The sequence below is a fragment of the Chryseobacterium fluminis genome (genome assembly GCF_026314945.1).
Lineage (GTDB): Bacteria > Bacteroidota > Bacteroidia > Flavobacteriales > Weeksellaceae > Chryseobacterium > Chryseobacterium fluminis.
Genome location: NZ_CP111121.1, coordinates 668,204 through 690,084 on the forward strand (window position 1 = coordinate 668,204; position 21,881 = coordinate 690,084).

21 protein-coding genes are annotated in these 21,881 nt (G+C 36.8%); 8 read left to right on the forward strand and 13 right to left on the reverse strand.

What is annotated here, in order from left to right:
- Positions 1 to 29 precede the first annotated feature (29 nt).
- Positions 30 to 551, forward strand: coding sequence for a 50S ribosomal protein L9 (rplI, locus tag ODZ84_RS03125; protein WP_266175552.1), 522 nt, complete (start codon positions 30 to 32; stop codon positions 549 to 551).
- A gap of 191 nt (positions 552 to 742) precedes the next feature.
- On the opposite strand, the gene ODZ84_RS03130 is transcribed toward rplI, so the two are convergent.
- Positions 743 to 1,648 (reverse strand): helix-turn-helix domain-containing protein, encoded by a 906-nt coding sequence (locus ODZ84_RS03130; RefSeq protein ID WP_266175553.1) that lies wholly within the window; start codon positions 1,646 to 1,648, stop codon positions 743 to 745.
- Between the two features lie 116 nt (positions 1,649 to 1,764).
- On the opposite strand from ODZ84_RS03130, the gene ODZ84_RS03135 reads away from it, so the two are divergent.
- The 3 genes from ODZ84_RS03135 (at position 1,765) to ODZ84_RS03145 (ending at position 5,913) form a co-directional block, all read left to right on the forward strand.
- A complete protein-coding gene (locus ODZ84_RS03135) occupies positions 1,765 to 3,021 on the forward strand; it encodes a TolC family protein (RefSeq protein WP_266175554.1) in 1,257 nt (418 codons plus the stop codon).
- Positions 3,008 to 4,072: an HlyD family secretion protein gene (locus ODZ84_RS03140; protein WP_266175555.1), complete on the forward strand. Its 1,065-nt coding sequence runs from the start codon at positions 3,008 to 3,010 to the stop codon at positions 4,070 to 4,072. Before ODZ84_RS03135 ends, ODZ84_RS03140 begins: the two co-directional genes overlap by 14 nt.
- 278 nt (positions 4,073 to 4,350) lie before the next feature.
- A complete protein-coding gene (locus ODZ84_RS03145) occupies positions 4,351 to 5,913 on the forward strand; it encodes an MFS transporter (RefSeq protein WP_266175556.1) in 1,563 nt (520 codons plus the stop codon).
- 130 nt (positions 5,914 to 6,043) lie between these two features.
- Here the strand turns inward: ODZ84_RS03145 and ODZ84_RS03150 are convergent, their stop codons facing one another.
- Positions 6,044 to 6,613 carry a thioredoxin family protein gene (locus ODZ84_RS03150; protein ID WP_266175557.1) on the reverse strand — a complete coding sequence of 190 codons (570 nt, stop codon included), beginning with the start codon at positions 6,611 to 6,613 and terminating at the stop codon, positions 6,044 to 6,046.
- 79 nt (positions 6,614 to 6,692) lie between these two features.
- Here ODZ84_RS03150 and ODZ84_RS03155 point away from each other — a divergent pair, with 79 nt between their 5' ends.
- From ODZ84_RS03155 to ODZ84_RS03170, 4 genes are read left to right on the forward strand one after another with little or no spacing between them, the layout of a single operon-like run.
- On the forward strand, positions 6,693 to 7,577 hold the full coding sequence (locus ODZ84_RS03155) for a lysophospholipid acyltransferase family protein (RefSeq protein ID WP_266175558.1): 885 nt from the start codon (positions 6,693 to 6,695) through the stop codon (positions 7,575 to 7,577).
- Positions 7,578 to 7,583: 6 nt separating this feature from the next.
- Entirely contained in the window at positions 7,584 to 8,552 is a 969-nt protein-coding gene (locus tag ODZ84_RS03160) for a glycosyltransferase family 2 protein (protein ID WP_266175559.1), read from the forward strand.
- A 5-nt stretch (positions 8,553 to 8,557) separates the two neighbouring features.
- The gene (locus tag ODZ84_RS03165; protein ID WP_266175560.1) at positions 8,558 to 9,073 is read left to right on the forward strand and encodes an endonuclease V; all 516 of its coding nucleotides are present in this window, start codon (positions 8,558 to 8,560) and stop codon (positions 9,071 to 9,073) included.
- A 1-nt stretch (position 9,074) separates the two neighbouring features.
- The gene (locus tag ODZ84_RS03170; RefSeq protein WP_266175561.1) at positions 9,075 to 9,629 is read left to right on the forward strand and encodes a 3'-5' exonuclease; all 555 of its coding nucleotides are present in this window, start codon (positions 9,075 to 9,077) and stop codon (positions 9,627 to 9,629) included.
- Between the two features lie 65 nt (positions 9,630 to 9,694).
- Here the strand turns inward: ODZ84_RS03170 and apaG are convergent, their stop codons facing one another.
- The 11 genes from apaG to ODZ84_RS03225 all read right to left on the reverse strand — a co-directional run bounded on the left by apaG (position 9,695) and on the right by ODZ84_RS03225 (position 21,873).
- Entirely contained in the window at positions 9,695 to 10,084 is a 390-nt protein-coding gene (gene apaG / locus ODZ84_RS03175; RefSeq protein ID WP_266175562.1) for a Co2+/Mg2+ efflux protein ApaG, read from the reverse strand.
- Between the two features lie 80 nt (positions 10,085 to 10,164).
- The gene (odhB, locus tag ODZ84_RS03180) at positions 10,165 to 11,412 is read right to left on the reverse strand and encodes a 2-oxoglutarate dehydrogenase complex dihydrolipoyllysine-residue succinyltransferase (RefSeq protein WP_266175563.1); all 1,248 of its coding nucleotides are present in this window, start codon (positions 11,410 to 11,412) and stop codon (positions 10,165 to 10,167) included.
- 38 nt (positions 11,413 to 11,450) lie between these two features.
- Positions 11,451 to 14,267, reverse strand: a complete 2,817-nt coding sequence (locus ODZ84_RS03185; RefSeq protein WP_266175564.1) for a 2-oxoglutarate dehydrogenase E1 component — start codon at positions 14,265 to 14,267, stop codon at positions 11,451 to 11,453.
- Between the two features lie 123 nt (positions 14,268 to 14,390).
- Complete coding sequence (locus tag ODZ84_RS03190) at positions 14,391 to 15,395, reverse strand: SRPBCC domain-containing protein (RefSeq protein ID WP_266175565.1); 1,005 nt, start codon at positions 15,393 to 15,395, stop codon at positions 14,391 to 14,393.
- Between the two features lie 779 nt (positions 15,396 to 16,174).
- Positions 16,175 to 16,666, reverse strand: a complete 492-nt coding sequence (locus ODZ84_RS03195; RefSeq protein ID WP_266175566.1) for a hypothetical protein — start codon at positions 16,664 to 16,666, stop codon at positions 16,175 to 16,177.
- Between the two features lie 38 nt (positions 16,667 to 16,704).
- The gene (locus ODZ84_RS03200; RefSeq protein ID WP_266175567.1) at positions 16,705 to 17,199 is read right to left on the reverse strand and encodes a hypothetical protein; all 495 of its coding nucleotides are present in this window, start codon (positions 17,197 to 17,199) and stop codon (positions 16,705 to 16,707) included.
- Positions 17,200 to 17,321: 122 nt separating this feature from the next.
- Positions 17,322 to 17,813: a hypothetical protein gene (locus ODZ84_RS03205; protein ID WP_266175568.1), complete on the reverse strand. Its 492-nt coding sequence runs from the start codon at positions 17,811 to 17,813 to the stop codon at positions 17,322 to 17,324.
- Positions 17,814 to 18,308 (reverse strand): hypothetical protein, encoded by a 495-nt coding sequence (locus tag ODZ84_RS03210; RefSeq protein WP_266175569.1) that lies wholly within the window; start codon positions 18,306 to 18,308, stop codon positions 17,814 to 17,816.
- Positions 18,309 to 18,359: 51 nt separating this feature from the next.
- Complete coding sequence (locus ODZ84_RS03215; RefSeq protein WP_266175570.1) at positions 18,360 to 18,851, reverse strand: hypothetical protein; 492 nt, start codon at positions 18,849 to 18,851, stop codon at positions 18,360 to 18,362.
- Positions 18,852 to 18,867: 16 nt separating this feature from the next.
- The gene (locus tag ODZ84_RS03220; RefSeq protein WP_266175571.1) at positions 18,868 to 20,286 is read right to left on the reverse strand and encodes a hypothetical protein; all 1,419 of its coding nucleotides are present in this window, start codon (positions 20,284 to 20,286) and stop codon (positions 18,868 to 18,870) included.
- A 318-nt stretch (positions 20,287 to 20,604) separates the two neighbouring features.
- Positions 20,605 to 21,873, reverse strand: coding sequence for a glucose-1-phosphate adenylyltransferase (locus ODZ84_RS03225; protein WP_266175572.1), 1,269 nt, complete (start codon positions 21,871 to 21,873; stop codon positions 20,605 to 20,607).
- Between the last annotated feature and the right edge of the window lie 8 nt (positions 21,874 to 21,881).

Sequence of the window (21,881 nt, forward strand, 5' to 3'; positions counted from 1 at the left end):
TCTCTAAAACTAAAAAACGGACAACAACAATGAACATTATTCTAAAAAAAGACGTAGAAAACTTAGGTCTTGAATTCGACACGGTAAACGTAAAACCTGGTTACGCAAGAAACTTCTTAATTCCTCAGGGATATGCACTTTTAGCAACTCCTAAAAACGTAGCCGCTTTAGAAGCTACCCTGGAATCAAGAAAAGAAGAAGAAGCAAAATTAATCGCTGCTGCTAACGCGGTAGTAGATCAGTTGAAGAAGACTTCTATCACTATTCCTGCAAAAGTAGGTTCAGGAGATAAACTATTCGGATCTATCAACAATGCAGATCTTTCTGCTGCTCTAGCGAAAGCCGGAGTTTCTGTAGAGAAGAAATATATCAAAATTCCTGGAAACACGATCAAAAGAACAGGTAAAGTTACGGCTAACATCAGATTACACAGAAATGTTGAATACAACTTTGAGTTCGACATCGTATCTGACGCACCGGTAGAAGCTCCTAAACCAGCTGCTCCTAAACCAGTAGCTAAAGTAGAAGAAACTCCTTCTGAAGAAGCTTAAGATTTTAAGAAATTTCTTAAATATATAAACCACTTCGCTCGAAGTGGTTTTTTTATGGGTATTTATAAAAGCAACTCCAGTCACCGTTTAAAAGAAAATTTCAATTTTCACCCAAAGCTTGAGACTGTTTTGTCATTCGCTTCTGGCAATAGCATCAAATATTGAACAGTAGAATTCTTCAGCGCTCAGCCTTAAGCGTTTCCTTTTAGTTTCTGCTGATATTCCGTAGGCGGAATCCCGATAACCTTTTTAAAGATATTGCTGAATGATGAAAGGCTGTTGTACCCTACCATCATCGCAATTTCATACATATTATACTTTCCTTCAATCATCAGTTCCAATGATCTTGTAATTCTTAATGCCCGCAAAAAACGAACATAATTCATCCCCAAAATTTCCTTAAATTTTCTCGAAAGGGTTCTTGTACTCATCCCAAACTCCTTTGCCGTAGATTCTATGCTTAAATGCTTTTCCAGGTTAGCATGGATGTACTGTGCAATCTTTAAAAGCGTTTCATCACTGGGAAAAGGATGCTGAACCGGGAACGCAAGCTGTTTATCCCTCTTTTCGGGTAAAATACCTTTCAGTGCTTTAAGAAAATAATATTGAGGCGCATCATTTTTTGTTATTTTACCATCCCATTCTTTTGTGTATAAAATCATCTCCCTCAGTAGATGGCTGACCGAATAGATATTGATTTCATCATAAAAGCCATTTTCGCCTTCTTCTTTTTTAAAATAAAAATTATAAAGATCTACTTTCGGACTCGTGGAAAAAATATAATGCGGAGTGCCTGCAGGAATCCACATAAAACATCTGGCCGGCAGATACCAGTGCTTTGAATCCGTAAAAATATGCACAATACCTCCTTCTGCGTACACTAACTGTGCAGAACTGTGATGATGAATCTCCGTTTTAACACTTCCCGTCAGAACGTGGTAAATATAAAACTCAGCGTCAGTTTCTTCAACGGCTCCAAAATGACTGTCATTCATAGAATAAAGATATAGAGAAAATTTCGATCTGGCGTAAATGAGCAAATCTTTTTCTGTTTTCACAAATCGTGTCCCTGTACGGGCATCGTAACTTTGCCCCATCGAAATCAATTCAGCAAAAAACCTTCAATAAATTTATGAAAATGACATTTAACGTATCCCGATATCACCGGATTGCGTTGTGCTTATTACTGATAAGTAACTTTCTACACTCACAGATGATAGATTTTCACCAGCTCAGCCTGCAGCAGGCCGTAGAAGTGGGATTAAAAAACAATAAAAAAATTCAGATCAGTCATCTGAACCATAAAATGTCCGAAACCAAAGAAAAGGATCTTCAGATGGAAAAACTTCCGGACATAGAATTCCATACAAGCTATCACCAGGTTTCCAATCTTTTTCAGCATGAAAACGGCGTATTCGGTAAAGCAACAAAATATGATGTGATCAACGGCATGTATGATTTTACCCTTTCAGCATCGGTTCCTCTGTATATGGGCGGAAGGATTAAAAATAATGAAAAGAAAGCGGCCATTGATACAGAAATTTCTTTATTGAAAACCCATTGGGACGAAAGGCAACTGACAATGGAAATCATCACCGCCTTTCTTCAGATCCATCATTTAAAAGAACAGCAAAGCCTGATTAACGATAAGATGAGAGAGGATTCCGTTAATATCAAACAAGTGAAATCCCTGAAAGCCAATGGTGTTGTTACCGTAAATGAAGTCCTGAGAACCTCTTTACAGCTTTCGAATCATAAAATGAGCTGGACCGAACTCGATAATGATATACAGATTGCCGAACATCAGTTAAAGACGCTCCTTTCGCTTCCCGAAAGTCAGGAAATGCATGTGGATACAGCAGATCTGATCTCGGAAAATGCGGACATCCCTTATATTAATGAATTAACGGAAACTGCTCTTCATAAAAATGAATCTGTTGAAATGGCAACGAAAAACCTGTCTCTTAAGAAACTGGATCAAAAGATCACAAAAGCGGACTACCTTCCGGAAATTACAGCGGGAGGAGAATATTTTTTAAAATATCCGAATATGATGTTTTTCCCTCCGGAGCCATATGCTTACCGTTTGGGAATGATCGGGGTAAATCTTACCTATCCTATCGGAAATCTTTATAAAAGTAAATATAAAGTGCAAGAGGCTAAGGAAAACATTGACCTCGCTAAACTGCAGATCGGTGAAAATGAAGAAAACATCAGGCATAAAGTCTATGAAGCGTACAAAAAGTTTGAAGAGACCGATCAGAAAGTGAAAATAGCAGAAGAAGCGATTATCCAGGCGAAGGAAAATTACCGTATCGTCAAAACAAAATATGCGAATAAATTAAGCTTAATTACAGAATTAATTGATGCTGATAATGCATATCTGGAAGCTCAGTCTAATCTCATTTCCGTAAAAATTAACCGACAACTTAAATATTATCAACTCCAATACACGATTGGAAACCTTTAAAAACTATGGCACGAAAGCAACTGACACGAAAGGAAAAAAGGATCAACAAAACCATTACTGTATTCGCCTGGATCCTCATTATCAGCGGAATGACAGGGATGGTCAGCTTTTATCTTTTTTCGAGAAAAATGTAACGACAAATGATGCACAAATCGAGCAGTACATTACCCCTGTTTCCAGTAAAGTTTCAGGTTTCATTAAAATAATTAAGTTTAACGAAAACCAGTTTGTTCATAAAGGGGATACCCTGATTGTGATTGATAACCGTGAATTCGTTAACCAGGTGAAAATGGCTGAAGCCGGTCTTCACGCTAATGCCGACAACATTACCACGATCGAAAGCGGCGTCAGTACAAAGGCAAGCGATACCAAAATCATTGATGCAAAAATCGCTTCTGCCAAAATTGATATATGGAAAACCGAACAGGATTTTAAACGATATAAAAACCTGGTTTCAGAAGATGCCGCAACCGAACAGCAGTTTGAAAATGTAAAGGCATCGTACGAACAGGCAAAAGCAAACCTTTTAGCTTTAGAACAGCAGAAAAATGCGGTCCGTGCCAGCGTAGATGAGCAGGAAACAAAAGTAGCTCCTGTAAAAAGCCAGATTCAGCAAAGCTCGGCAAGTTTAAATAATGCTAAACTTTTTCTTTCGTATACCGTAGTCACCGCCCCTTATGACGGTTGGGTAGGCAAAAAGACGATTCAGGAAGGTCAGCTGATTAAAGAAGGTCAGGCCCTGGTTCAGATGGTCAGCCAAGAAAAATGGATCATCGCTAATTACAAAGAAACCCAACTGGGACAGATTGACCGGAATAAGGAGGTCATAATAACAGCCGACGCTTATCCCGATATAGAGTTTAAAGGAAGAATCGTATCGGTTTCTCCAGCCTCCGGATCGCAGTTCTCATTAATAAAACCAGACAATGCAACGGGAAATTTTGTAAAAATCGAACAGAGATTTCCCGTAAAGATTATTCTTGATCACAATCAGAACAACGATAAACTGCTTTCCGGAATGAATGTTCTGGTGAGTGCAAAGAAAATATAAAGTTTGAGCGTGAGAGGGTTTGAGCGTTTTCTGTAGTAGTTAGATACATGGTCATCGATTTAACTTTCAATCCCTCATTCTCAAATTTAATCAACCAATTAAATTATATTTTTAGCGAAAAGGCAGAACAGCAATTTTGCCATTTTATCTTTTACTTTTTTACCCATTGCCTTTTGTCTTTTCGCATTTTCATTACTAAAAATCGCCTGGCAATTATTTGCCTGGAACGGACTCAATGCGATCAGTACGTTTTTTATTTATATTTATGTATACTCCTTATGCAACATAATACTATTTATCACAAATGGGTGCCTCAATGGCTGAAACTTCCGCTTCTGATCGTAGCGCTGTTTCCCCACCTGATGCTCTTGTCGATCTTACACTCGAACAGCGCCTTCACCTCTTCTTTTATGGATGTAGACTCAGATGATATCCAGTATTTAATGATTTTGATGTACGGGACATTTGTAGTTACCCTCTTAGTAATCCAGCGGTTTATGGCCTATTTCAGCGTAAAATATTATACACTGTTAATGTCTTCCGTTTCCATTCTCATTCTTTACGGGCTTTCGGTAACCAATGATTATCATATTATTCTGGTTATCCGCTTTCTGGAAGGTATTTTCGGAGTGATGGAAGGAGCTATTTTTCTACCGCTCATCATTGCGGAGCTCAGGACAAAACACGCCAAAGAAATTGCTTACACCTTCATGTACACCATCATTCTCACCGGGGGCACATTAACGACTTCCCTGATGAAATCCAGCATTGAAGATTACGATTTTAAACATATGATTTTAATGATGGTCTATTTCCACGTCTTTGTTTTGATGATTGCCTTTGCCATTTTTAATAAAAACAGATTTTTCCCTAAAAAGCCACTGTATCAGCTTGATATTACAAGCTGGTTTCTGCTCTGGATCTGCCTTCAGGCCGGCGGATACGCGTTGATTTACGGAAAGAGAATGATGTGGTTCGAATCTGACATCATTGTGGGATGTTTTCTGATATTCCTGATTTTTGGAGGATTATTTATGCTAAAACAGAGAAATCAACAGCGTCCGTTTTTTCATTTTGAAGTATTCAGCTCTAAAAACCTGATTGCAGGGATTATTCTTTTTTTTATTTTCTACATTCTGAGATCATCGATCAATAATGTATACAGTGTGATGACAACCGTCTGGAAATGGCCGTGGGACTACATTGTTGAAATCCAGTACTGGAATGTTGCGGGAAGCATTCTGGGTGTTTTCCTTTCTGCAATATGTATCACAAAAGGAGCGTCTTCAAGGTTGGTATTCTTCACGGGATTTCTCATTTTGGCGATTGACTGTGCATGGTTTACTTATACTTTTTATCCTGACACAACCCTGAGCACGATTTGTCCGCCTTTATTTCTTCAGGGCGTCGGGCAGGGACTGCTTTTTACCCCTTTGGTTTTCTTTTTAATTGCAGGAACACCCGAACAATATGTTTCCAATGCTACGGCAGTAGGAACGGCCACCAGATTCTGGACGACAGCGATCGGATATGCCTTGATGCAAAACCTGATGTTATTTTTAACGTTAAAACATTCGGACGCATTAAGCTCAACATTGCTGGATACCAATCCTTTATTTTACTCAAAATGGAATGAGCTGTTCGGAACAAACATGACCAGACTTCCTGTCAATGAATCTCTGTCCATGACCGCCGCAGCTTTCAAGTCGAAAATTAATGCACAGGCGATACTCCTGTCCAATATGGAAATTTTTACGGGATTATTCTGGCTGGCATTAATAACGGCTTTCGTTATTCTGTTATATCATCCGGTAAAAATTGCGGTGAGAAATATTATGTAATTTTAAAAAAACTTGCTGTAGTCTAAACTATGGGAATCAAGAAAGTTTGGGCTACCCTACAGAAGCAGGAAATTAATAAAATAAAGAAAGCTGCCTTAAATAATAAAACCGGGATATTCCCGGTTTATTTTTATGACTTTGGAGTCCATTCGTTGAAGAAATTTTTCACTTTTTCGAAGCTGTATCCTTTCCCTTCTTCCAAAACATCACTTCTCTGTATATGAATCATATTTCCGTCTTTATCTAATACAATAAAAACAGGATATCCGAATTTTTCACCCGGATTTCCATATTGAGCGAAAACCTTTTCATTTTTGTTATCAGGAGAGTAATTCAGATGATAGTACAGATAATTGGCGTCTACAATTCCTTTCAGTTCAGGAGTGGTCTGCACATACTGGTTGAATCTGAGGCACCAGATACACCAGTTTCCCCCTGCCTGGATTATAATATTTTTGCCTTCCTCTTTTGCCTGAGCGATCAATTTGGTAAGATCGGCTTCTGCATCGGCTTTAGGATCATAAGGTTTCGGTAATTTTGCCTTCTCCTCCACAGATCTCTTCTTGGCCTCTGCATCAGACCCGGCTTTGGTAATTAAAGCTTTTGAACTTTTGGTCTTATCTGCTGATGTATTGGATACTTTCTGGGAAAAAGCCAGAAAGCTTAAACCCAAAAATGCGATTAACGATATTTTTTTCATAATATAAAAATAAAAAAATAATACTAATTCAAAGCAAAAACAGAACCATAATGTTATTATGCGTAAATTTGCGTGTTTTATGAATTTTCTGATCAAAATATTATATTTAATCTCCAAGCTGCCACTGAAAATATTGTATATTTTTTCAGATATCATCTTTTTTCTCAACTATTATATCGTAGGTTACAGAAAAAATGTGATCACACAGAATTTACAGAATTCTTTTCCGGAAAAATCTGAAAAAGAGATCGGCGAAATACGGAAAAAGTTTTATCGCAACTTTTCGGATTATCTTGTAGAAACGATAAAATCCTTCAGCATCAGTGAAACGGAAGCCAGGGTAAGAATGCAGCACATTAATCAGGACTTATTTCATGAGGCTAAAGACGAAGGGAAGAATATCATTCTGATGGCAGGACACGTTTTTAACTGGGAATGGATGAATGCACTGGCTACTTTGACGCCCCAGAAAAACTCGCATCCGGTATATAGAAAAGTCAACAGCAGTTTTTGGGAAGATCAGATGAAGAAAGTCCGTAATAAATTCGGAAACGAAGCTTTAGAAGCCAATGAAGTTATTTTAAATATTTTCAGAAATAAAAATGACGGAGAATCTATTTACATGTTTGTTGCAGATCAGACGCCCCATGTTGCCCATGTAAATTATGGCCTGCAATTCTTAAATCAGCGTACGCCTGCCTTTATCGGTTACGATAAACTGGCCACCAGAATGGATCTGATTTTTATTTATTGTGAGATGAAGAAGGTGAAAAGAGGTTTTTACCAGGTGAATTACCACAGAATCTATCCTGACGGGGAAAAATTCACAGAAAATGAAGTGGTAAAAAAATTTCATAAGCTGCTGGAAAATACTTTACATAAGAGACCTGACAACTATCTGTGGTCACATAGAAAGTGGAAATATCAGGACTCGATAAAAAAATATGATGCTGAAAAAAAATAGATCAATATGTCGAAAAAAATAGCCGTTGCCATATTAAACTGGAATGGTAAAAACTGGCTTGAGAAATTTTTACCCAGTGTTATCCGATATTCTCCGGAAGCTGATATTTATGTTATTGATAATTTTTCTACCGACGGTTCAGCAGCGTTTTTACAGAGTCGTTTTCCTGAGGTCAAAATCATCAGGAATGATAAAAATTATGGTTTTGCGGGCGGTTATAATGAAGGATTAAAAAAAATAAATAATGAGTTCTACTGTCTGCTGAACTCAGATGTGGAAGTTACGGAAAACTGGATTACGCCGGTTTTGGATCTATTTGAAGGGAATCCTGCTATTGCAGCGGTTCAGCCTAAAATTCTGTCTTTTAACCGCAAAAATTATTTCGAATTTGCAGGTGCTGCCGGCGGGCTAATGGATAACCTAGGCTATCCGTACTGCAGAGGGCGTATTTTCGATGACGTTGAGGAAGATAAGGGACAGTACGATGATGAAACTGAGATTTTCTGGGCTTCGGGATGCAGTCTGTTCATACGTTCTGACGATTTTTGGGAACAGAATGGTTTTGATGCGAGATTTTTCGCCCACCAGGAAGAAATTGATCTGTGCTGGCGGTTAATCAATACCGGGAAAAAGATATTTTATACCGGGAAATCTACTGTATATCATGTAGGCGGCGGAACACTGAATAAACAGAGTGCTCAGAAAACCTATCTGAATATCCGGAATAATTTTTCAATGATGCTGAAAAATCTACCTTTTCCAAAACTGATCGTACTGATACTGTTCAGATTATGCCTTGACAGTATTGCCGGGATTTATTTTGGCTTAAAACTGGGCTTTCCGCATTTTTTGGCAGTACTGAGAGCACATTTTAGTTTTTATGCCCAGGCTCCGGGAACATGGAAGCTTCGGCAAAAGCATCAGAAGAGCCATTTTTATCAGACCAAATGGCTGGTTTTTAAACATTTTTTATAATACGGATGAATCTGGTTTTTGATACTTATTATTTTGACGGAAACAGGGCCAATACCATTTGCCTGGCTTTCGAAGACTGGAAATCGGCCCGTCCGGATTTCGAGTTTTCTGAAATTAAAAACGGGGTCGAAGAATATATTCCCGGACAGTTTTATAAAAGAGAGCTTCCCTGTATTGTCAGTCTTTTAGAGAAAATAAAAACCCGGATCCAGAAAATATCATGCATTATTATTGATGGTTTTGTCTACGTAGATGATGAAAAGGGTCCGGGACTGGGAAAACATCTCTATGACTACCTGAATGGTGGAATTCCCGTAATAGGAGTTGCCAAAACAAATTTTGCCACGGTAGAACATTATAAATTACCTCTGATAAGAGGAATGAGTGCAAATCCTCTTTATATTTCAAGTGCAGGAATTGAAATGGATATGGCCTCTGATCTGATCAGAATGATGCACGGAAGCTATAGAATTCCTACCCTTCTGAAACAAGTTGATCATTTAACCCGACAAATTAATTAAAATGGATTTTTGCGCATTAGATTTCGAAACAGCCACTCATGACCGGAGCTCTGCATGTGAGCTGGGCATATGCATTGTGCAGAATTCGCGAATTGTAGAAACTAAAACCTGGCTGATAAAGCCTCCGAGTTTTCCCTATTTTAATAAATTTAATGTGGCGGTACACGGTATCCAGCCGGAAGATGTAAAAGATGCTCCATCTTTCGATGAGATCTGGTATGAAGTACAGGAAATGATGTACGGAACTCTTATGATTGCGCATAACGCGAGTTTTGATGCAGGTGTTTTAAAAGGCTGTCTGGACTACTACGGCATGTTTAAACCAAGTTTAAACTATCTCTGCAGTATTCAGCTGGCAAAAAAATCTTGGAACTATCTTCCTAAATATGGCCTAAAACATCTTGCCGAGTATCACCAGATCCAGTTTAATCACCACAGAGCAGGAGACGATGCCGAAGCCTGCGCCAAGATTTCTCTTCTGGCTTTTGAAAAATTATTTCTGACGAGTAATGAGGAAGTTTCTGAATTTATGAAGCTTAAGATAAAAAAACTCTGATCTTTATTGGATATAAGGCAACTCTCGTCAGCTTACTTATCTTGAATATTGAAAAAAAGGAGTAATTAATTACTCAGAACCTCGGACAGAAGGTTAAACTTCGGTATGTCTATTTCGAAACTTTCCTCGGTTTCCATGTTTTTGACAAGGTATTTTCCACTCATATTCCCTACTCCTGAACGTAACATAACATTTGAAAAATAACCGAAATTTTCATTTACCTGGATTTCGGGAGTCAGCCCGATCACTCCATCACCGATTATTTCCGTATATCCGAAACCGACGTCGAAGATCAACCATTTTCTTTTGAGGATTTTTATAGGAAAACTTCCATCATTTTCAATGGTAATATTATATTTGAAAACGTAACGGTTTTCAGACGGATAACTGTTTTTACTATCATATTCAGGAACTACTGAAACTTTGATATCTGAGGTCATTTTTGAAAATATCATCTTAATATTTTTAAAATAAATACAAAAATCTCGCCTTTTTAAGGCGAGATTAGAAATTTATATTATAATTTACTTAAAATTTATAAGCCAAGACCCTTTCTTTCGTCTCCTCCCATTAGGATTTCAACAGGATTGTCGATAGCTTCTTTTACCGCAACAAGGAACCCTACGGACTCTTTTCCGTCGATAATTCTGTGGTCATAAGACATGGCTACATACATCATCGGACGAATGACTACCTGTCCGTCTACGGCTACCGGTCTCTGGATAATGTTGTGCATTCCCAGGATCGCAGACTGAGGAGGGTTGATAATCGGAGTAGACAACATAGATCCGAAAGTACCGCCGTTGGTAATGGTGAAGGTACCACCTGTCATTTCGTCAACAGTTATTTTACCGTCTCTTACTTTAACTGCCAGATCTTTAATATTGGCTTCCACACTGCTGAAAGACATATTTTCAGCATTTCTCAGTACAGGAACCATTAATCCTTTAGGACCTGAAACAGCAATTGAAATATCGCAGAAATCATAGTTTACCTTGAAATCTCCGTCAATGGATGCATTAACATCCGGATACATCTGTAATGCTCTGGTAACTGCTTTAGTGAAGAAAGACATGAAACCAAGTCCTACACCGTGCTTCTGAGCAAATTCCTCTTTATATTGTTTTCTTAGTCTAAAGATCTCAGACATGTCAACTTCGTTGAATGTGGTCAACATGGCAGTTTCATTTTTCACAGAAACCAATCTCTGAGCAATTTTTCTTCTAAGAACTGAAAGTTTAGTGGTGGTTGTAGATCTTGAGCCTGTAGCCGTCAATGAATTTCCTCCCATTGCAGGTACCGCTGCCAGCTCGGCATCAGATTTAGAAATTCTACCGTCTCTTCCTGATCCTGAAACCTGAGAAGCATCAATCCCTTTTTCGTCGAGGATTTTTTTAGCCGCTGGAGATGGAGCACCTGTCGCATAAGTCTGAGTTGGAGCAGCAGGCTTTGGAGCTTCCTGCTTTACCGGTTCTGCCGCTTTTGGAGCTTCTTCCTGTTTTGGAGTTTCAGCAGCAGGAGCAGCGCCACCTGCAGGTTTTGCAGCATCTCTATCAATTAAACAAACTACCTGACCTACCTGTACTACATCACCTTCTTCCGCTTTAAGCGTAATAATTCCACTTTCTTCAGCAGGCAATTCCAGGGTAGCTTTGTCTGAATCCACTTCAGCAATCGGTTGGTCTTTTTCTACGTAATCACCATCCTTTACAAGCCAGGTAGCAATTTCAACTTCTGTAATTGATTCGCCCGGCGAAGGAACTTTCATTTCTAAAACTGACATATCGTATTTTTTATTTTTTTATTAATTATTATTTTAAATTAAGCCGTTACAGGTCTTTTTACAGGAGAATCGTTGGTATCGAATACTCTGTTGATGACCGCATTCTGATTTTTTTCAAACATTTTGTGACTTCCCGGAGCCGGAGCACCGCTTGGTACCGGAGCAACCACCTGAATTCCCGTATCTCTGAAGTTTCTTAAAATATAAGACCATGCTCCCATGTTTTCAGGTTCTTCCTGAGCCCATATAAGCTGCTTTCTGTTTTCATATTTATTAAAGATCGCCTCTATGGCATCATTCTGAAGCGGATACAGCTGTTCGAATCTGACTAAAGCGATATTTTCAGCATTTAACTCTTCTTTTTTAGCTAACAACTCAAAGTATAATTTACCCGAACAAAGCACTACTTTTTCCACTTTTCCGGCATCTGCGGTCGGATCATCTAAAATCGGCTGGAATGTTCCCGTTGCGAAATCTTCCAATGGAGAAACCACTTTCGGATGTCTTAACAATGATTTCGGACTCATCACGATCAATGGTTTTCTGAACGACCATTTCAACTGTCTTCTCAACAGGTGGAAATAGTTGGCCGGTGAAGTGATATTAGCAACCACCATATTTTCATTGGCACAAAGGGTAAGGAATCTTTCCAGTCTTGCAGATGAGTGTTCAGCGCCTTGACCTTCTGATCCGTGTGGCAATAACATCACGAGACCATCCTGGATTTTCCACTTTTCTTCTGCAGCCGCTAAATATTGGTCAACAATAATCTGCGCTCCGTTAACGAAATCTCCGAATTGCGCTTCCCAGATCGTCAGCGTATTAGGAGAAGCCATAGCATATCCGTAATCAAAACCTAAAACCCCATATTCTGAAAGGTGAGAATTGTAGACATCGAATCTTGTTTCAGAAATATGTCTCAGAGGAATATATTCTTCTTCGGTATCTTCTGTTTTTACCACAGCATGCCTGTGAGAGAAGGTTCCTCTTTCTACATCTTCTCCGGAAATTCTGACGTTGTGCCCTTCAGTAAGCAGAGTGGCATAAGCCAGCCATTCTCCTAAAGCCCAATCCAGAGAATTTCCTTCAATCGCTTTCAGACGGTTTTCAAAAAGCCTTGTGATTTTATTGATGAACTTTTTATCTGCCGGAAGTGTTGACATTTTAACAGCCAGTTCCTTCAGTTTTGCCAGGTCATATGTTGTATCTACCGGTAACTGAACCGCTCCTCTTTTTCCAATCGGATAGTTTGTCCAGTCATCTGCCATGAAAACATCCATGACGTTTTTCTCTATTTCTTTGGATGCATCAAAATCTTTATCTAAAAGACCTTTAAAATCCGCTTCCATTTTAGCAATCACATCGTTGGAAGTGATGCTGTCCTTTAACAGTTTATCTTTATAAATTTCTCTTGGGTTCGGATGCTTGGAAATTAATTTATACAGGTTAGGCTGCGTGAATCTTGGTTCATCACCTTCGTTATGACCATATTTTCTGTATCCTAACAGGTCGATGTATACATCTTTCCCGAATTTGGCTCTGAAATCGGCTGCAAAGTGGATGGCATGTACTACCGCTTCTGCATCATCAGCATTCACGTGCATTACCGGTGATTCCGTAACCTTAGCTATATCGGTACAGTACGTAGAAGACCTTGCATCCATATAGTTGGTGGTAAAAGATACCTGGTTATTAACAACAATATGCACGGTACCTCCTGTCCTGTATCCTTCCAGCGTCATCATCTGGGCCACTTCGTAAGCAATACCCTGTCCGGCCAATGCACCATCACCGTGAATAACGATCGGTAAGATCTTAGAATAGTCTCCTTTATACTTATCATCCACTTTTGCACGGCAGATTCCTTCTACAAGGGCTGCCACTGTTTCCAGGTGAGATGGATTCGGTGTCAGGTTGATTGAAACTTCTTCTCCCGAAGCTGTCTTTATTTTTTTGGATGATCCCAAGTGATATTTCACATCGCCGGAGAATACATCTTCTTCAAATTCCTTACCTTCAAATTCCGAGAAAATCTGCTTATAAGACTTTCCGAAAATATTCGTCAAAACATTCAGTCTTCCTCTGTGGGCCATTCCTAAAACCACTTCATCAACTCCCAACTGCGACGATCTTGAGATCAGCTGATCTAAAGCAGGGATCAGAGTTTCCCCTCCTTCCAGGGAGAATCTTTTCTGCCCGACAAATTTTGTGTGTAGATAATTTTCAAAAGCTACCGCCTGATTTAATTTAAGTAAGATCTCTGTTTTTTCATTGGCAGAAAGGACCGGATGGTTTTCATTGACCTGCAGCCACTGCTTGATGAAATCCTTTTCTTCAACGTTATTGATGTAAATGTACTCAACACCGATAGAATCACAGTAGATATTTTCCAGGTGCTGAATTAATTCCTGCAGCGTTGCAGGCCCTTTCATCCCAGTCTCAACGGCACAGTTAAATTTTGTATTTAAATCTGATCTGTCCAGACCGAAATTTTCGATATCTAATGTCGGAGTATAATGTCTTCTTTCTCTAACCGGATTTGTCTTGGTAAACAAATGCCCTCTCGTTCTGTACGCCTCAATAAGGTTTACCACCTTAAATTCCTTTTTGATGTGCTCAGGAACCTCGCCGTTAGCTGCCGCCTGGGCTGCCTGCTGAACTGCAGGAGCTGAACTGGATGATGCCTGGATATATTGAATATTTTCGTCATCACCATAGTTCTCCAAAGCAAAATCGAATCCCTGAAAGAAGGATTTCCATGATGGCTCCAAAGAATCCGGATATTTTAAGTACTGTTGGTATAAATCCTCAATTAACTGAGAATGAGCTGCGTTTAGGAATGAAAATCTGTCCATTATTACAGTGTATCTATTATTAAAATTTGTTTGTAGAATTAAACTTCAAATTTAATAAAAAAAACCGAGTTGGAACCGTTTCAGACTATTAAAAAAACTATAAAAGAAATAAATGTAAACAATTTACTGATAAACGGATAAAGAGAGCTTCATATTGACTTCCTGCCCTTCCATCGGACGTTCTAAGAAAGTCTGACGGATGTCATTAAAACGCATGTTATCCTTCTTTGCTTTCTGGATTAATTGTTGTATTGCCTTTACTCTTCCTTCGTAAGTTCCTTTATAATAAATCACATAATCCCGGGATGCATTTATGGTCCTGAAACTGAAATTATTATCGGTAACGCCGAACTTTTTGGAAAGGGGAATTCCAAGAAAATAAGATACCTCTTTATCTTTATAATTATCCGCATCGGTAAGTAAGACCGGAAAACCGAATTCATCGTCTTTTTTACCCAGATCCATCGTCGTATAATTATAAATTTTATTATAATTGATCACAATATTTTTATACAGTGCATCTTTTTTGTTGGATGTACTAACATTAATGCCCAACAGGAGTGATGATTCTTTACTTTCAACAACCAGGCTGTCGTACTTTATAGCAGCCATCTGGTTGTCTTTTTCCACTTTATTTCCCAAAACATTTTTGAGACTGTTCATGCTTTTTGTAATATTTTCAGCAAAACGGTCTTCTGTCCAGAAATTTTCAACCCTCCTGAGGACGGATAATTTCGGAGTGTGAACGGACCATATAATTTTTGTTTTCTCTGCAGAAACGGGTTTGAATTTAACATCCACCAGCGTTGGATTTTCATTTTTGTTTTCAAACAGCTGATATCTCAGGGTTTTATTCTGGTTTTCATAACGGATAAACATTTCTCCCTGGGTATCGTTTTTAGGATCTACATAGCTGATCGAACTCCCCTGCCCCTCATATGGAGTATAATAATCAATATCCATACTTTGGGAGCTTGTGAAGAAATTATTCCACCGGGTGAAATGCTGCAGATTATTAAACTGCGCAAATACCTTGTCTACAGGATAATCTATCTCTTTTTCTATCTTAAAACTCTTACTGTCATCTACAAAATAATACATGGAAGCAGCATAAGCTCCTACCAGCATGACAACAATTATGATTATAACCTTAAAAAAACGCATTGCACAAATGTAGTACAAATAAAAAAAGTGACCAATATGTAGGTCACTCTTGTTTTAAATTATAATAAAGCAGTTTAAACTTTTCTATTATCCCAAAGTAGATCCGAAAGATTTCTAAACACTTAAGTTAATTATAGTAATCTACTTTACGTAAAAGAAGTACACGTAAGTTTTTTGAAAATCTTGATTTCACTGATATGAACTTTAATTATGTGTTTTTTTTTTAACTTTCTAAAGTGTACTTAAAATGGGTGAGATTACAGAGACAATAAGTACCACACACCGCTACTGCACAATCCCTGCTACCGCACGAATCCCTTCGTGTGGTGGTCTGTAGCAAACCACAAAGGAAATCCCAGATTTCTAAACACTTAAGTTAATTTAATTAATATACTTTGCGCAGAAGAAGTAAATGCAAGTCTTGTTAAAAATCTTTTGATTTTCTTCTGAAGCACATTAAGTCTGCGGTAGTTTCTTCCCTATAATACTCCTTTAACGAAGTTTCCGCCACTGGCAACCGGTTTTAAGCCGTTTCATAATGATCTGAAATATTTTTACCAAATCAAACTTCTTAGAAAATCCCCTTTTCCCTCTGCTTAAATGGTAAAATCCATTTTTCTATTTTATCTTTGCTAATGAAATTCCAGATTGTTAGTCTTTTACATTGCAATCTAAAATTGCTAATTTTCTCGGAACTCTTTTTTCCAGAATAAGTTCAAACAACTTCAATATTAAATTCAATATCACTCGGAATAATCCTCAACATTATATCCTTTCACTCCCGTAAACTCTATTTTCTCTATTTTCATATTTGAAAAAAATTGTGCGGTAGTTAGATTCCATTGAGAATGCTGCTGCGTCATTAAACTTTCTACTTGACTAGATATTTCATCTGCAAATGTTATGGTAACCCATGGATGTTGAAATGAGTTTTCTCTAGCAATTCTTAGCATTCCCATATCACAAAAGAATAAAGTTAATTTATAATATTTTGTACTAGGTTTTATTTTAGAATCATAAATCCAACCTACTGGGCTTATATTTTTACTTAGCATTTCATTGTAAAAGCTCAAAAAATTTTGTCCATAAAATTGTGTTTTACCCGGTGTTATAGACTTCAACTTAGGAACTACAGTATTATAAAAATTGATATAGTCTGTTGTAGTTTGGGCTTTACTGCTGCATATAATTAATATACTTGCAAAAAGAGTCATTTTGAATATTAATTTCATCATGTCTGTATTTAGCAATCAAATATTGTGGGGCCTATTTTCTATTTTACTGTTCTATCTGAACTATTATAACCGTTAACACCAACAAATTGAATATTTTCAATTTTCATATTTGAAAAGAATTGTGCCACATTAGTATTCCATGTCGAATGATGTTGTACCATTAAATTTTGTACTTGACCAGGTATTTCATTTTCGAATGTTATTATTACTCGTGGATATTGATATGAATTATCTGTTGCAATATTAATTAGATTCATATCACAAAAAAATAATTTTAAAACATAATATTTTGAACTTGGTGAAATTTTAGTATCATGCATCCAACCCACTATACTAATATTTTTACTCTGTATTTCGTTATAGAAACTAGAAAAATTTTGTCCGTAGAATTGAGTTTTATTTGGTACTATAGAGTTTAGTTTTGGGACTAGATTATTATATAAATTAATATAATCAGTTGTTGTTTGAGCTTTACAGTTAAATATAAATAATATATTTAATAGAAGCACTGTTTTTAACATTGTCGATTTCATACAAGTTAAATTTAATTATGGGCATTAAAAAATCCAAGTTGCAACTTATAATAAAAAAGCCTTTACTAATTGAGCTGAATAAAAGATGTTAAAACGCTATCAAATGACGATCTACAATCAAATTACTCGGAATAATCCTCAACACTATATCCTTTTACTCCCGTAAATTCTATTTTCTCTATTTTCATATTTGCGAAAAATTGAGTAAAAGTTGGATTCCATTGAGCATTGTATTGTCTTACCATATCTTCTATTTGATTAGGTATTTCATTTACAAATGTTATTTTTGCCCATGGATATTGATATGAATTTTCTGATGCGATATTGAGCATTCCTTTGTCACAGAAAAACAATGCAATAACATAATATTTTGTACTAGGTTTGATTTTTGTATCGTGAATAAATCCTACTATACTTATATTCTTACTTTGAAGCTCATTATAAAAATTTGAAAAATTTTGTCCATAAAATTGAGTTTTATTGGGTATTATGGAATTTAATTTGGGAACTACAGTATTATAAAAATTAATATAGTCTGTTGTAGTTTGGGCTCTACAGTTAAATATAAATAATATATTTAATAAAAGTACTGTTTTTAATATTGTTGATTTCATCTATTTAGCAGAATAATCTGTACTATCATAGCCTCGAACACCAATAAATCTAATGCTTTCAACTTTTATATCAGAAAAAAATTGCGCAACGACTGGATTCCATTGGGAGTGATTTCGCTCCATCAAAGTTTGTACCTGATTTGGTATCTCATCCTTAAAAGTAATAGAAATACGAGGATCATGATAAGAGTTTTCGGAAGCTATATTAAGCATATTCAAATCTGATAAAAATAATTTTAAAACATAATATTTTGTACTTGGTGATATTTTTGTATCATAAAACCATCCTTGAATGTTTATATTCCTATTTTGTAATTCATTATAGAAGTTTGAAAAGGGTAGATTATAATATTGGCTTTTAGTGGAAATTATTGGGTTTAGATTTGAGATAGTATGATTATAAAAATTAATATAATTATTTACTATTTGTGCTTTACAATTACAAATTAAAAATAAATTCGTAACTAACATGACTTTAAAAAATATTGATTTCATATATCTTTATTTTACAAAATAAAACCGCCAAGTAATGACGATCTTATATTTCTATTTTATTGTTCTATCTGAACTTTCGTATCCATTTATTCCAATAAATTTAATATTTTCTATCTTTAAGTTTGAAAAAAGCTGAATAAGAGATGTATTCCAGCGAGAATTATTCTGCTCTATTGCACTAATAATGTGTGAAGGTATTTCATCTTCAAATGTAATATTTATAATAGGATATCGAAATGAGTTTTTTGATGCAATACTAATCATAGTTGCATCACAAAAGAATAATGAAACAACATGATATTTTGTACTAGGCTTTATTTTGGTATCATACACTAAACCTACTAAATTTATATTTCTATTTTGTAACTCATTGTAAAATATTGAAAACGGCTGTCCATAAAATTGTGTTTTACCGGGTGTTATAGACTTCAACTTAGGAACTACAGTATTATAAAAATTAATATAGTCTGTTGTAGTTTGGGCTTTACTGCTGCATATAATTAATATACTTGCTATAAGAGTTGTTTTAAATATTGATTTCATAGGGTATTAAATTTATTTATGGGCATTTAGAAACTGTTGGTTTTTCTTCAATCGTACCATTAGGTTTTGTTATTGTTTGTATTGATGCATTTATTGTTTTTAAATTACCATTTGCATCAGCTTTTGCTATACTGATTCCTGAACCGAATTTCTCCAACATATGTGCTATTGCAATTGCATCTTTATCATAAGATTCTCCCGATGTATTTCCTGAAGAATCAAATCCATACATATATCTCATCGCTGTAAAATCTTCATACAAATTACTTCCTTCCTTAAAATCATGAGTCACCGTATCATAATTCTGGCTTCTGGGATATTGGTTTAAAAAATCAGCAGCAAGAGCTGGATCGTTGATAACTAACGCATAGATCTCGGAAACTCCATTCGCAATTCCATATACATAGCTATATCGCATGTTCGGATACATTATCATTCTTTCCAACAGGGAAAACATGTCGCCTCCCGATGGGGCACCAAAAGCTCCTGCATTTGAATGCGCAGTTGCAAAAACCGAATTAGGATTAGACAGCTGATCAATCGGAGGAGATACACTGGATGAAGTCCCTTCTTTCGGCGGAGTTATTTCTATCTGTCCATTAGCAGCAGTTCCCAGGGCTACTCCAAACTCATTTGCATTCTGAATCTTACTTTTTAAAACGGCATCCATCTTTTGCTGAGAAGCTGAATTTTTCAGAGTGGCATTTGCCTGTGTCATAGGAATCTTTGCTTTCTGGCAAGGATCCAGTTTCGGTGGCTCGGGGTTGTTTCCACCGCCGCCCGGATAACCGTATCCACCACCAGAACTACTGCCTCCTCCTCCCTGGCACTCTCCGTATTCATTCACAGCACCCATGCACTCATCTATCATTTGTCTGCATTTCACGATAGAATAGGTATTCCAATGTCCATCACCACCTCCGGGATTATAATTTCCTTCATTATTGGGCATCCAAACAGAATAGAATGTTCTTGTACATTTCATTCCTTTTCCTTTTGCAGCAGATGACTTTTCTGTTGGTAAAACTTTTTTATACTCAGAAAAAATTAAATTTTGAAAAAAGTCAAGATGACTTTTGTAATTCGTATAATAATAGTACACTTTTGTTCCATGCCTCGGAACCTGAAGTACAGAGGTCACTTTATTATTTTCTACAATCGGCACCATAAGGAAGCTTTCGTCATAGCTTTCCAGTGTGGTGGCATAGTCCCAATAAGGTATTCCGCTTAATTTTTTGATTTCCGTCTCGTGTTCAAGATAGATTTTCATCACATTCCTGATGTAGACTTCATTCTCTTTCCAGAGACTTTTGGAGGTATATTCGTAATTGGAAGGGTTGGCAGATGAGTTGATCTCATCATGTACGCAGGAATACAGCGTTACACTGAAGGCCAGCAATAGCAGTAGCCTGAGAATAATTTTTCTCTTCATCATTTTTGGTTGTTTTTAGTATCGCTAATATATAAAATTATTTATAATTATAAAAAAATAATTATTTATTAACAAAACAATTCCAATTTTGGCTATTTAATGGAAAAATGACACTAAAAATGATAAATAAAAGTAAAGTAAAAAATACAATGAAGCCAAAGATTAGTCACAGTAGGCATAGCAACTAAGCGAAAAAAAGTGACCCATTGTAGGTCACTCTTGTTTTAAATTTATTCATTTCATTCCTGGTTCTTTTCAGTTCGGATAAAGCTTTACACCTTTTAAGGGATTAAGCAGCTTTAATCTTTCGGCCTCGGAATTTCATCCGATATGTGTACCCGCCGGGAGCACCGCTCCTTTTTTCACTACTACGATACCGTCCTGTACCGAATAGGTTCCGTAATCTCCGTCTCCAAGATGTTTCCCCCCGATAATTCTTACATTATCTCCGATATGGCAGTTTTTATCTAAGATGGCCTTTTCAATATAACAGTATTTGCCAATTCCCATATTGGGACGACCTTCGTTATCATTAACTACAATTTCAGCAGTATTCTGATAAAAGTCCGCTCCCATGACATATGAATTGACAATCGTACTTCCTTTATCTACCCTTGTTCTGTTTCCGATTACAGAATTTTCAATCTTATCTGCCATGATGATGCATCCGTCACCAAAAACTGCTTTACTCACGTATGAACCGTTAATTTTTGACGGTGGCAGCATCCTCGCTCTGGTATAAATCGGTGAAGAAGAAAATAAATTAAACTGAGGCAGATCCTGGCAAAGATCGATATTCGCTTCAAAGAATGATTCAATGGTTCCTATATCTGTCCAATATCCTTCATACTGGTAGCTCAGTGTTGTATATTTTCCGATGGAATTCGGAATGATGTCTTTTCCGAAATCATCTCCCGCGCCTTCATCGAACATCTCTTTCAGAATCGATTTCGTAAAGATATAAATTCCCATCGAAGCTAGATATTCTTTTCCTTTATGCTTGTTATCTTCTGACACTTCAGACTTTAAGCCATCGAGAAGATCATATCCCGGTTTTTCAACAAAGGAAGTGATATTTCCTTCGTCGTCGGAACTTAAAATTCCAAAACCTGTAGCATCTTTAGCATTTACCGGAATGGTTGCAATCGTTACGTCTCCCCCTTTCTCTATGTGAAAGTCCAGCATTTCCTTAAAATCCATCTGATAAAGCTGGTCGCCGGAAAGAATCAGGATATAATCGTAATCGTATTTTTCAAGATGCTTCATCGACTGGCGAACGGCATCTGCTGTTCCCTGGTACCAGTTTTCATTTTCCACATTCTGTTCGGCAGCAAGAATATCCACAAATCCTTTGCTGAAAATATCAAAGTGATAGGAATTCTTAATGTGTGAATTTAAAGATGCCGAGTTAAACTGCGTCAGCACCAGAATTTTATTTAAACCTGAGTTTAAACAATTTGAAATAGGAATATCTACCAATCTGTATTTTCCGGCGATAGGAACAGCCGGTTTGGACCTTGTATACGTTAATGGAAAAAGTCTGGTTCCTCTTCCTCCTCCCAAAACAATGGATATAACATTGTGATTCATAACTTATC

Excerpts from the sequence above, each read along its gene's own strand:
- apaG (WP_266175562.1), bottom strand. The coding sequence starts at position 10,084 with ATGATATTTTCAAAAATGACCTCAGATATCAAAGTTTCAGTAGTTCCT.
- ODZ84_RS03205 (WP_266175568.1), bottom strand. The coding sequence starts at position 17,813 with ATGAAATCAACAATATTAAAAACAGTACTTTTATTAAATATATTATTT.
- ODZ84_RS03160 (WP_266175559.1), top strand. The coding sequence starts at position 7,584 with ATGTCGAAAAAAATAGCCGTTGCCATATTAAACTGGAATGGTAAAAAC.
- ODZ84_RS03200 (WP_266175567.1), bottom strand. The coding sequence starts at position 17,199 with ATGAAATCGACAATGTTAAAAACAGTGCTTCTATTAAATATATTATTT.
- ODZ84_RS03165 (WP_266175560.1), top strand. The coding sequence starts at position 8,558 with ATGAATCTGGTTTTTGATACTTATTATTTTGACGGAAACAGGGCCAAT.
- odhB (WP_266175563.1), bottom strand. The coding sequence starts at position 11,412 with ATGTCAGTTTTAGAAATGAAAGTTCCTTCGCCGGGCGAATCAATTACA.
- ODZ84_RS03190 (WP_266175565.1), bottom strand. The coding sequence starts at position 15,395 with ATGCTGGTAGGAGCTTATGCTGCTTCCATGTATTATTTTGTAGATGAC.
- ODZ84_RS03225 (WP_266175572.1), bottom strand. The coding sequence starts at position 21,873 with ATGAATCACAATGTTATATCCATTGTTTTGGGAGGAGGAAGAGGAACC.
- ODZ84_RS03145 (WP_266175556.1), top strand. The coding sequence starts at position 4,351 with ATGCAACATAATACTATTTATCACAAATGGGTGCCTCAATGGCTGAAA.
- ODZ84_RS03170 (WP_266175561.1), top strand. The coding sequence starts at position 9,075 with ATGGATTTTTGCGCATTAGATTTCGAAACAGCCACTCATGACCGGAGC.
- ODZ84_RS03210 (WP_266175569.1), bottom strand. The coding sequence starts at position 18,308 with ATGAAATCAATATTTTTTAAAGTCATGTTAGTTACGAATTTATTTTTA.
- ODZ84_RS03130 (WP_266175553.1), bottom strand. The coding sequence starts at position 1,648 with ATGGGGCAAAGTTACGATGCCCGTACAGGGACACGATTTGTGAAAACA.
- ODZ84_RS03155 (WP_266175558.1), top strand. The coding sequence starts at position 6,693 with ATGAATTTTCTGATCAAAATATTATATTTAATCTCCAAGCTGCCACTG.
- ODZ84_RS03220 (WP_266175571.1), bottom strand. The coding sequence starts at position 20,286 with ATGATGAAGAGAAAAATTATTCTCAGGCTACTGCTATTGCTGGCCTTC.
- ODZ84_RS03215 (WP_266175570.1), bottom strand. The coding sequence starts at position 18,851 with ATGAAATCAATATTTAAAACAACTCTTATAGCAAGTATATTAATTATA.
- ODZ84_RS03185 (WP_266175564.1), bottom strand. The coding sequence starts at position 14,267 with ATGGACAGATTTTCATTCCTAAACGCAGCTCATTCTCAGTTAATTGAG.
- ODZ84_RS03135 (WP_266175554.1), top strand. The coding sequence starts at position 1,765 with ATGATAGATTTTCACCAGCTCAGCCTGCAGCAGGCCGTAGAAGTGGGA.
- ODZ84_RS03150 (WP_266175557.1), bottom strand. The coding sequence starts at position 6,613 with ATGAAAAAAATATCGTTAATCGCATTTTTGGGTTTAAGCTTTCTGGCT.
- ODZ84_RS03195 (WP_266175566.1), bottom strand. The coding sequence starts at position 16,666 with ATGATGAAATTAATATTCAAAATGACTCTTTTTGCAAGTATATTAATT.
- rplI (WP_266175552.1), top strand. The coding sequence starts at position 30 with ATGAACATTATTCTAAAAAAAGACGTAGAAAACTTAGGTCTTGAATTC.